This window comes from Noviherbaspirillum sp. (assembly GCF_035654295.1).
GTDB lineage: Bacteria > Pseudomonadota > Gammaproteobacteria > Burkholderiales > Burkholderiaceae_D > Noviherbaspirillum.
In genome coordinates this window covers 26,325-36,070 of the sequence record NZ_DASRXF010000204.1, presented here as the reverse complement: position 1 = coordinate 36,070, position 9,746 = coordinate 26,325, and the positions used below count along the sequence as shown (strand labels likewise).

11 protein-coding genes are annotated in these 9,746 nt (G+C 65.7%); 1 reads left to right on the top strand and 10 read right to left on the bottom strand.

Annotated features, from left to right (window positions below; genetic code table 11):
* Nucleotides 1-832: type II secretion system protein N (locus tag VFF99_RS19050; protein ID WP_325020501.1), on the top strand; the 832-nt coding region annotated here is incomplete at its 5' end.
* A 13-nt stretch (nucleotides 833-845) separates the two neighbouring features.
* Here VFF99_RS19050 and VFF99_RS19045 read toward each other — a convergent pair.
* The 10 genes from VFF99_RS19045 to VFF99_RS19000 all read right to left on the bottom strand — a co-directional run bounded on the left by VFF99_RS19045 (nucleotide 846) and on the right by VFF99_RS19000 (nucleotide 9,714).
* On the bottom strand, nucleotides 846-1,046 hold the full coding sequence (locus VFF99_RS19045) for a hypothetical protein (RefSeq protein ID WP_325020500.1): 201 nt from the start codon (nucleotides 1,044-1,046) through the stop codon (nucleotides 846-848).
* 6 nt (nucleotides 1,047-1,052) lie between these two features.
* Nucleotides 1,053-2,402, bottom strand: a complete 1,350-nt coding sequence (hslU, locus tag VFF99_RS19040; protein WP_325020499.1) for an ATP-dependent protease ATPase subunit HslU — start codon at nucleotides 2,400-2,402, stop codon at nucleotides 1,053-1,055.
* Nucleotides 2,403-2,428: 26 nt separating this feature from the next.
* Entirely contained in the window at nucleotides 2,429-2,965 is a 537-nt protein-coding gene (gene hslV, locus VFF99_RS19035) for an ATP-dependent protease subunit HslV (RefSeq protein ID WP_325020498.1), read from the bottom strand.
* Between the two features lie 94 nt (nucleotides 2,966-3,059).
* Nucleotides 3,060-4,487 (bottom strand): STAS domain-containing protein, encoded by a 1,428-nt coding sequence (locus tag VFF99_RS19030; RefSeq protein ID WP_325020497.1) that lies wholly within the window; start codon nucleotides 4,485-4,487, stop codon nucleotides 3,060-3,062.
* Between the two features lie 145 nt (nucleotides 4,488-4,632).
* Nucleotides 4,633-6,633 (bottom strand): TonB-dependent receptor, encoded by a 2,001-nt coding sequence (locus VFF99_RS19025; protein WP_325020496.1) that lies wholly within the window; start codon nucleotides 6,631-6,633, stop codon nucleotides 4,633-4,635.
* 92 nt (nucleotides 6,634-6,725) lie between these two features.
* On the bottom strand, nucleotides 6,726-7,052 hold the full coding sequence (locus tag VFF99_RS19020; protein ID WP_325020495.1) for a hypothetical protein: 327 nt from the start codon (nucleotides 7,050-7,052) through the stop codon (nucleotides 6,726-6,728).
* Between the two features lie 4 nt (nucleotides 7,053-7,056).
* Nucleotides 7,057-7,557 carry a DUF3299 domain-containing protein gene (locus VFF99_RS19015; protein WP_325020494.1) on the bottom strand — a complete coding sequence of 167 codons (501 nt, stop codon included), beginning with the start codon at nucleotides 7,555-7,557 and terminating at the stop codon, nucleotides 7,057-7,059.
* Nucleotides 7,558-7,580: 23 nt separating this feature from the next.
* Nucleotides 7,581-7,817: a hypothetical protein gene (locus tag VFF99_RS19010; RefSeq protein WP_325020493.1), complete on the bottom strand. Its 237-nt coding sequence runs from the start codon at nucleotides 7,815-7,817 to the stop codon at nucleotides 7,581-7,583.
* A 20-nt stretch (nucleotides 7,818-7,837) separates the two neighbouring features.
* The gene (locus VFF99_RS19005; protein WP_325020492.1) at nucleotides 7,838-9,055 is read right to left on the bottom strand and encodes an FtsX-like permease family protein; all 1,218 of its coding nucleotides are present in this window, start codon (nucleotides 9,053-9,055) and stop codon (nucleotides 7,838-7,840) included.
* On the bottom strand, nucleotides 9,052-9,714 hold the full coding sequence (locus VFF99_RS19000; protein ID WP_325020491.1) for an ABC transporter ATP-binding protein: 663 nt from the start codon (nucleotides 9,712-9,714) through the stop codon (nucleotides 9,052-9,054). The genes VFF99_RS19005 and VFF99_RS19000 overlap by 4 nt, the downstream gene beginning before the upstream one ends.
* Nucleotides 9,715-9,746: the final 32 nt, after the last annotated feature.

Sequence of the window (9,746 nt, the reverse complement as noted above, 5' to 3'; positions counted from 1 at the left end):
CTGGTGCGATAACAAGAAAGAGAAAAGGACTGCAATGAGGCGCCTGCCGCTAACCGTGAGTTTCCTGCTGTTCGTTGCGCTGTGCGCGTCGGCGGCCTACTGGGCGATGCAACTGTTCAAGCCGCCGGTACGGCCTGTCGCCGCCCCGCCGCGCACCGCGCAGGCCGAGATTCGCCCGGATGCGGCGGCAACGCTGTTCGGCAACCCCAAGGGCGGGACTGTCGCGGCAAGCAACTATCAATTGCGCGGCGTGATCTTTTCCGGCAGCCCGAGCAGCAGCGTGGCCATCATCAGCGCCGACGGCAAACCGGCGCAGGCAATCGGTGTGGAAGAGGAAGTTGCGCCGGGTGTGACGATCAAGGAAGTGCACCGCGACCATGTGCTGCTGTCGGAGGGCGGTGCCACCAAGCGCGTGGATTTGCCTGAAAGCGCGAAGGGCCTGGAAGGAATTGCCGAAGCGCCGGTACCGGCGCGGCCGGCAACCCCGCCCGTTCCCGTGCCCGGCCAGCCGGTGCCTTCGCGTGCCCAGGCCGCGGCGGCAGCGCAGGCAGGACAGCCGCCGGTACCGCCGGCAAACCTGCCCCAGGCACAGCCGGGACAGGTGCTGACGCCGCAGAACGCGCCGGCGCCGCAACAGCCCGTCGTGCCGATGACGCAGCCCGTACCGGGCGCAGCACCCCCGCCCGGCACGACCACCACGGCGCCGCCGACCACCGTTGTCAATCCTGGCGCGCCCGGCGTTCCGGGGCAGCCCACGATTCCGCCTGCGGTCCAGCCGGGCGCGTTGCCCGGTGCACAACCGCAGCCGGTCCCTGGCGTCCCGGCGCGTTGAACCGCGCGGCCGCTCAGTCTTCTTCCGATCCGCCGAGCGCCTTCTTCAGCAGGCGCTCATGCAATTGCCGCTCGGTGGAGCTGCCTTTGCGGTGCGATCCGGCGACTCTCTGCTTTGCGGCAAGCGCGATCGGATTCCGCGGTTTGAGTGCCCGCTGCGCGGGCTCGACACGGATGATCATCTTTTGCCGCTTGGCCAGTGCCTTGTTTGCCATGGCGTTTTACAGGACGTAGCGCGACAGGTCTTCGTTTTCGGACAGCGCGCCGAGTTTCTCGTCGACGTAGGCGGCGTTGATCGCCACTGTCGTCTCGGATGCATTGGTTGCGGAGAACGACACTTCCTCCAGCAGCTTTTCCATCACGGTGTACAGGCGGCGGGCGCCGATGTTCTCCGTCTTTTCATTCACGGAATAGGCGATTTCGGCGAGACGCCGGATGCCGTCCTCGGTGAATTCGATCTTCGTGCCTTCGGTGCCCAGCAGGGCCTCATACTGCCGCGTGAGGCAGGCGTCGGTGCTGGTGAGGATGCGCTCGAAATCAGCGATCGACAGCGACTCCAGCTCGACCCGAATCGGGAATCGGCCCTGCAGTTCCGGGATCAGGTCGGACGGCTTGGCGAGGTGGAAGGCGCCGGAGGCGATGAACAGGATGTGATCGGTCTTGATCATGCCGTACTTGGTGTTCACCGTCGTGCCTTCGACCAACGGCAGCAGGTCGCGCTGCACGCCGGCACGCGACACGTCCGCGCCGCCGGTTTCGGAGCGGCTGGCGATCTTGTCGATCTCGTCGAGGAAGACGATACCGTTCTGCTCGACGTTGGCGATCGCCTTTTGCTTGAGCTCGTCTTCGTTCACCAGCTTGGCCGCCTCTTCATCGACCAGCAGCTTCATCGCTTCCTTGATCTTCAGCTTGCGCTTCTTCTTGCGCGCGCCGCCGAGACCGGAAAACATCGACTTGATCTGTTCGGTCATCTCTTCCATGCCGGGTGGCGCCATGATTTCCATGTGCGGGCTCGCCTCGGCAACCTCGACTTCGATTTCGCGATCGTCGAGCGCGCCTTCGCGCAGGCGCTTGCGGAAGGTCTGGCGGGTGGTGTTGCCGGCCTGCGCGTCGGCTTCGGCGGCATTGGTCGGTGTCGCACTGAAGCCGAAGTCGCGCGGCGGCGGCAGCAGGATGTCGAGCACGCGGTCTTCCGCCGCATCCTCGGCGCGCGCACGCACCTTGCGCATTTCGGATTCGCGCGTCTGCTTGATGCCGATGTCGACCAGGTCGCGCACGATGGTATCCACGTCACGGCCGACATAGCCGACTTCAGTGAACTTCGTGGCCTCGATCTTGATGAACGGGGCGTCGGCCAGCTTGGCCAGGCGGCGCGCGATCTCCGTCTTGCCCACGCCGGTCGGGCCGATCATCAGGATGTTCTTCGGCGTGATCTCGTGGCGCAGCGGCTCGGCGACCTGCTGGCGGCGCCAGCGGTTACGCAGCGCGATGGCGACGGCGCGCTTGGCGCGGCCCTGTCCGACCACGTGCTTGTCGAGTTCGGAGACGATTTCTTGCGGGGTCATGTTCATGATGTCGTGCCTAAAAACGGTTCGCTTCAGTCGAGGGTTTCGATGGTGTGCGACAGGTTGGTATAGATGCAGAGATCGCCGGCGATGGTCAGCGCCTTCTTCACGATTTCCACGGGCGGCAGGTCGGTGTTTTCCTGCAGCGCCTTGGCTGCGGATTGGGCAAAGGCGCCGCCGGAACCGATGGCGCCGATCCCGCTCTCGGGCTCGAGCACATCGCCGTTGCCCGTGATGATCAATGTCGATTCACGGTCCGCCACCAGGAGCATGGCTTCCAGGCGCCGCAGGATGCGGTCGGTTCGCCAGTCCTTGGCCAGTTCCACCGAGGCGCGCATCAGGTTGCCCTGGTGCTTCTCGAGCTTGGCTTCGAAGCGCTCGATCAGGGTGAACGCGTCGGCCGTGCCGCCGGCGAAGCCGGCCAGGACCTTGCCCTGGTAGAGCTTGCGCACCTTGCGCGCCGTTCCCTTCATGACGATATTGCCAAGTGTTACCTGGCCATCGCCTCCCAGCGCAACAACGTTGCCGCGACGAACCGACAGGATGGTGGTGCCGTGAAATTGTTCCATGCTTTCCTCTGGTGTAACCGTATTCCTCCACAGGTGTGGGCGGGGTGCCGGATTACAAGCCGAGGGAGGCAAAAAGCGGCGGCAGGCTGGCTGCTCAGTTCTTGCGCGGAACGATCCTGGCGATGTCTTTCAGGCCAATCACGTTGAAAAGCGCCGTAACGAGATGGTTGACGTGATGGAATTCGATGGTCTTGCCCACGCCGCAGAAGGGGGCAAGCCCGGTCAGCAGGCGTCCGGCGGCATTGAAGTCGACCCGGTTGAGGTTGGAGCAGTCGATGATGGCCGGGCTGTGCTCGTCGGAATAGGCGGCGATGGCAAGGATGAGATTGTCGATGCGCCCTTCGACGACGGCAGGCATCGGAAAACCTTCCGCCGATTTTGCGGCCGAAGCCTCGGCGCTGGCCGTCGTGATCTTGCTCTTCGGGGGTACGAAGGCAGGGGGCGAGACCTCGAAGGTCACGCAGTAGTCGATGCTCGTTTCCTCGAATTCCTTTTCCAGGTTCAACAGGCGCAGGATCTCGAGCAGCAGCAGCCAGGAATCCTCGGTATCGTCGCGCCGCCCGACCTCGATGATCGCGCGGATCTTGTCCGCCAGCTCGGGGGCGCCGACGAGGATCAGGTCATGCTCTGTCTTCTGCAGCTTCCTGAACAGGTCGAGCACCAGCTTGCAGCCTTCGGCGGTGGCTTCCGTCACCTTCGCGAATTCGAGCCGCAGCGCGCGGTAGTTCTCGCCAAGCTTCAACGCGCGTTCGACATGCTTGATGCATGCGCCGTCGAGCTTGCCCGAGAACGGCACCATCGGCGTGGCGCCTTTTGCAGCTTGCGCCGGTTGCACCGGTGCGTTTTCGTTGCGGCTGGAAGCGGTCCATCCGGGCGGCGAGGTCTCGAACTTGCTGGCGAAGTCGATGGACAGGTTTTCGAATTCCTGCTTCTTGCCCGTGATCTGGTACAGGTCGAACAGCATCCACCAGGCGGTGCGTGTCAGCTCGCCCAGCATGTCTTCCGCAATGGCCGATTTCAGCATCTGCTCGACGACGTCGACCTGCCCGTTGGCGTACATGATGGCCGCTTCTTCGATGACGGCCGCGGCATCGGAGGCCGGCGAGGCGATGTCGGCGACCGCGGTCTGGCCGTCGAGGAGGAAATCGGTGGTGGTGCCCATCTCCGGCGCCAGCGGCTGCAAGGGCGCGGCCTGGGCCGCTCCGGGCATGCTGCGCGGCTTTGCCGGGGCGGGCGCGGTGTGGGGTTTTGCGGGCGCGGGCGGTGGGGGCGGCTTCTTCTGTTGCGTGATGGGGGGCTGGGTCGTAATGCTGACGAACTCGGATGACATTTCCGATTCGATCGCATCGATCTTCATCGCCGTGGCGAGGGCTGTCTTGGCATCGCGCTTGACCGTCGGCGGACGCGTGTTCGTGGCGCCGCCCTGGGAAGAACCCGGCTGCTTCTTCGCGCGAGAAGTATCCTTTTCCGCAGGCTTTGCCTGGCGACTGTCCTTCTTACCGAAAAGCGAAAAGATCCCCACGTTATCCCTGAGATGGCTGTTCTTCGCCTCCTGCGGCAGGGGCGAAAATCTTATGGTTCTAAGGTAACACAATTAGTACGCCGGCTTGCCATTACAGCGGCAGTGTGTGCGTTTGTCAAACGGGCGGGCAAGCCGGCGGCGATGCCTACAGGCTTGTGCGAATGCCAACGATGAAGCTGCGCCCTGGTTGCGGTGCAACATCCCTCAGCAGCGAGGTGGACAGGCGGATGTCCTCGTCCAGCAGGTTCTTCGCGAGGAGGAACCACGTCCAGCGGGCATGCGCGTCGCGCACCGTGTAGGAGAGTTGCGCGTCGACCCAGGTGTAGGCCGGTGTCGGTGTGGCCTCGAACGCCGCGAGGCGCTCCTGAGCGCGGGCATGCAAGACGGACAAGCCCGCGAGCAGCGGGCCGCGCCGCAATCCCGCATCGGCGCCGGCGCGGGTGGCGGGCTGCAGCGGCAGATTGCCCGCGGTGTCCAGCCTGCCGCGCGAGGTGTCGGCGAAAATGCGCAGCGAAGGGCCTTCGCCGTGGACGTTATAGCTCCACTCGGCTTCCGCGCCGCGGATGGTCGCCCCTTCCTGTGCCCAGAGGCGCCGTGCGAATTCGCCGTCGGCATCCTCGCTTCCTTCCTCGTCCAGGCGCGTGCCGTCCATGCGGCCATGGATGAAATCCCGCGCCCGGTTATGGAACAGGTTGAGCTTCCAGCGGATCGTTCCTTGATTCTTTTGCAGCGACAGTTCCAGGTTGCGCGATCGTTCTTTGCGCAGTGCAGCATCGCCGGTGTCGAAGGTGGCCGTGGCTTCATGCGGGCCGTTCGAATACAACTCTTCGGCGGTCGGGGCGCGTTGTGCAATCGAGACAGTCGTGCCCGCGCTGTAGCCGGGCGCGAAGGTCCAGGCACCCCCGAGCGAGTAGGAGAGCAGGTCGAAACGGCGCTCCGGCGCCACTCCCTCCGGACTGCGCTTGACGGACTCCAGCCTTGCCCCCGCGCTGCCGCGCACCGGGCCGAAGTCGCGCTCCTCTACCAGGTAGACGGCTTGCGACGTGGACCTGGTGACCGGCACAGTGTCCGGACGCCCGGTCTCGGCTGAAAGGGCGGCAAAGCGGGCGCGTTCCGTGTGCAGCCCGAGCGTGCCGCGCCATCCTGCCACGGGGAGATGCGCCAGCTCCCAGCGGGTTTCCACGGCCTTGTTGCTGAAGTCGGCGGCCGGCGTCCCGTCCTGCTCCTTTTCGGTGTGCTTGTAGTCTGTCGCGCCGATGCGGACGCGCGCGGATTCTGCCTGCGTGAATGGACGCGTGACCAGGCCATCGAGGTCGATGCGGGTCTGTTCCATGTCGATGAAGGCTTGTTCGGCAGTGGGGATGCCGTAGCGGTCGCTGCGGCTGGCGATGGACGCGCCGAGGTGGCCACGACTGTTCACGTGCGATGCACCGAATCCGAGCGTGCGCGCGTGCGTGAATGAGGACGGCAGGCGTCCCGTCGCCGAGCCGGCATCGTCACGCACGGCCAATCCCGGGATGCGGTAGTCGCCGGCGTTGCGGGCGCTGCCGTCCGCGTGCAGGCCGATACTGCCGCTGGCCGCATCGGCCGAGAACGATGCGCTGCGCTCACGGTCCGCGGAGCCGGCGCGCACTTCGACCGTCCCGGTGGGTGCCGGGACGAGTTCCGTCGGAATCCTGTCATTGACAATATTGACCAGCCCTCCGATTGCGCCCGAGCCATACAGCAAGGCGGCCGGCCCGCGCAGGATTTCGATCTGCCGTGCCGTGGCCGCATCGATGGCGACGGCATGATCGCCGGACAGTGCCGACAGGTCGGACACGGTCATGCCGTCCTGGAGGATCTTGATGCGCGGGCCATCGAGCCCCCGGATGACGGGCCGGGAGGCGCCGGCGGCGAAACCCGAGGCCGAGACGCCGGGTTCGTGGGCCAGGGTTTCGCCGAGCGATGCGCCGAGCTTGTTGCGCAGCCCGGTTCCGGAGAGCACGCGAGCCGGCGCCAGCAGCTGCGCATGTTCGCCGCTGCCGAACGGCGCGGCGGTGACGACGACCTCGGGCAGCGCCTTGTCGTCTGCGTGGACAATGGGAGAAATCGGGACGAGCGCGCACAGCACGGCGCTCGCCATCAACATAGGTTGCATGGTCATGATAAGTCCTGATGGGAATGAAAGACGTCGTCCGCCGCCGCCTGAAGGCGAGGGCGAAGCTGGGTCAAGCGATCACGCGTCGGAATGACGCATCAGGACAGCGGCGGTGCGCGCGAGGAAAAATGCAGGACGGGCGGGGCGTCCCAGGACGCGAATGCGGCCCAGAGCGCCAGGATGCGCGTACTGGCCTGCAGGGGAGCGGCGAAAGGAGGGAGGTGGATCGCATCGGCCACGGCGGCGGCATCGAAGGCCGCGCAGGAATGGCCGGTATCGCTGTCGTGCCCGTCCGACGCTGCCGACATATACGCGGCGTGGTCGACGCGATGCGACAGGCCTGCCCACTGCGCAAACAGCAAGGCCGCCACCAGCATGCATGCGATGGCGGCGCGGCGCTGCACGGCGGTTTGCGCAGCAGGCATCGAGTTACTTCAGGGAGACCGGCGTCGCGTCCGTCAGGCGGTAGTACATGCCCATCGGATCATCCTTCAGGACGCTCATCTTGCCGGACACGACGACCGGTTCGAAGGTGTACTTCACCGGCGTCTTGCTCTTCACTTCGACCACACCCTCAGGGCCGGCGGGCAGGCAGAACGAGCACGACTGCGGCGTGAGCGAAATCAGGAAGTGCTTCTGCTTCTCGCCCGGTTCGAGCGGCATCATGAAGCCCTGCACCTTGACTTCCTTGTCGTTGAGCTCGGTGATCTCCTTGGCGAACTCGGGCAGGATGCGATCCTTGGTCTTGACCTGCTTGACTTTGGCGAGGGTGTTCCAGGACACCACGCCCTTGATTTCGGGGAGCGGCTGCATCGGCGGCGGCGGGGCGTTGGGCACGGGGACGTGGCCGCCAGCGGGCGCGCCCTGGGCGAGCGCCAGCGCGGGAGCGGCCAGCAGGGCAAGGATCAGGTGTTGCCAGGATGTCTTCATGACACCTCCGAAAAGTAAGTCCATCAATGCTTGTGTTTTGCCCCGCACAGCTTGCCGATGGCGAGGCCCTTGCAAGCCTTTGCCAGTTCGGCATGGCAGGTTTCCTCGTCCTTGCCGCCGGCGAGGCACTGTGCGGCGGCTTCATGCGCCGCGGCGATCGCCTTGTGCTGGTCGATCATGGCCTTCCTGTGCGCGGGGTCTTCCTTGGCGTAGGCAACGAGCGACGTTGCAGCCAGTAACAGGGACAGCAGGTGCTTCAATTCGTTCTCCTTGAGCAGGTTCAGTGGGACAGGGTGGTCGCGATGTCGGTGCGGTAAGCACGCAGCGCCGGCAGCAGCGCCGCCGCCAGGCCGATCGCCAGCGCCACCGGTATCAGCCATGCCTCCGACGAGGCGACATACAATCCGGTCAGCGCCAGGTTCTGGCCGTCGGACGCCAGGCGGCCGAGGATTTCCAAAGCGGCATGCCCGGCGATCCAGCCGAGGGCGGCGCCGGCACTTGCCAGCAGCAGTCCTTCCACCAGCAGCAGCGCCATCAGCTTGCGCGGCGCCGCGCCGAGCGTGCGCAGAATGGCAAGATCGGTCTTGCGCTCTTCCAGCGCGCTGTAGAGTGCGACGAACATCGATAGCGCCGCCGACAGCAGCATGATGGCGGCAATGCCGCGCAGGACGTCGACGCCGACGCCGAGCAGGCGGAACAGTTTGGCGGATTCGAAGGCGGGTTGCGCGGCCTGCAATTCGGGCTGGCTGTTGACCGCGCGCGGCAGCATCGCTGCAGCCAGCGGCGATGCGTACTGCACCAGCAGGGCGGTCAGTTCGCGCTCTTCATCCATCGCCGCTTTTTCTTCCTTGTCGTCGGGGTCGATGCCGTGCGCGACTTCGTGCACCTGCCATACCGATTCGACGGGAGTCAGCACCAGCCGGTCCAGCACCGACCCGGTCGGCTTGAGCACACCGACCACGGTGAACGGCGCATCGCTGTGGCCGTCGCCGCCGCCGGCAATACCATGCGAACCGACGAAACGCGATCCTGTCGTCAGGCCCGCCCCGGCCGCCGCTTGCGCGCCGAGCACTGCCTGCATGGGGGCTTTGAACATCTCGCCCCTGTCCAGCTCGCCGCCGTAGTGCGCGATGTAATCCGGCGTCGTGCCGGCAATGCGGTAGCCGTGGAAGCTGTCGCCCAGCGCCAGCGGAATGACCTTCTTCACGAGGCGGTTCTGCCGCAGCTGCGCCTCGGCCGCTAGCGGGATGTTCCCGGTCGGGATGTCGATATGGTAGATCGACGACAGGATGAGCTGCAGCGGCGAGCCCTTGGCGCCGACCACGAGGTCGATGCCCCGGGCGTCGCGCAGCGCCTTTTCCTCCAGTTGTTGCGAGGCCGCCAGCACGAAGGACATCATCGCCACGCCGACTGCCATCAGTACGAGGTTCGCCGCGGTCGACAGGGGTTTGTGGCGCAGGGATTTCAGGGCCAGGGTGAGAGCATTGATGCGCTTCATGCGGCCTCCGTTGCGGTACGCGGCAGGCGCAGCACCTTCGCGCCGGGGAGTGCGGCAAGCACGCGCGCATCGTGGGTCGCAATCACCAGCGATGCCCCGTTCGCGGCGGCTTGTGAGGTCAGCAGCCCGGTCGCCGCGGCGCAGGCGTCATCGTCGAGATTAGCGGTTGGCTCGTCGGCCAGCAACAGGGCCGGGTGATTGAACAGGGCGCGTGCGATCGCGGTGCGCTGCTGCTGGCCCTGGCTCAACTGATGCGGCTTCGCGCGGGCCTTGTCACCGAGGCCGAGTGCCTGCAGGAGTTCGTCGGCACGCGCGACGTCGGCCGTGCGGCCGTTCGCATAGGCGGCGACGAGGAGGTTTTCGCGCACCGTCAGGCTGGGCACCAGCGCCAGTCTTTGCGGCAGGAAGCCGATGGTGCGCCCGCGCCAGGCATCTGCAGCGCGGGGCGCCAGCGAGCGCAGGTCGGTCCCTGCAACGCGTAGTTCGCCTTGCTGCATGGTGAGGATCGCTGCCAGCAGGTGCAGCAGCGTCGACTTCCCGCAGCCGGACGGACCGAGGATGACGGCGTGCTCGCCTTTGGCAAGGGAGAATTCGGGTACGGACAGTTGAGTGCCCGTGGCATTGCGATAGCGGTAGTGGAGGCCTGATATTTGCAACATGGTTGCATTATATCTTGGCCAACGCCGCGATG

Bases quoted from the DNA above. Each gene is read 5' to 3' on its own strand.
- VFF99_RS19020 (WP_325020495.1), bottom strand. From the start codon at position 7,052: ATGCCTGCTGCGCAAACCGCCGTGCAGCGCCGCGCCGCCATCGCATGC.
- hslV (WP_325020498.1), bottom strand. From the start codon at position 2,965: ATGGAACAATTTCACGGCACCACCATCCTGTCGGTTCGTCGCGGCAAC.
- VFF99_RS19045 (WP_325020500.1), bottom strand. From the start codon at position 1,046: ATGGCAAACAAGGCACTGGCCAAGCGGCAAAAGATGATCATCCGTGTC.
- VFF99_RS19025 (WP_325020496.1), bottom strand. From the start codon at position 6,633: ATGACCATGCAACCTATGTTGATGGCGAGCGCCGTGCTGTGCGCGCTC.
- hslU (WP_325020499.1), bottom strand. From the start codon at position 2,402: ATGAACATGACCCCGCAAGAAATCGTCTCCGAACTCGACAAGCACGTG.
- VFF99_RS19000 (WP_325020491.1), bottom strand. From the start codon at position 9,714: ATGTTGCAAATATCAGGCCTCCACTACCGCTATCGCAATGCCACGGGC.
- VFF99_RS19005 (WP_325020492.1), bottom strand. From the start codon at position 9,055: ATGAAGCGCATCAATGCTCTCACCCTGGCCCTGAAATCCCTGCGCCAC.
- VFF99_RS19015 (WP_325020494.1), bottom strand. From the start codon at position 7,557: ATGAAGACATCCTGGCAACACCTGATCCTTGCCCTGCTGGCCGCTCCC.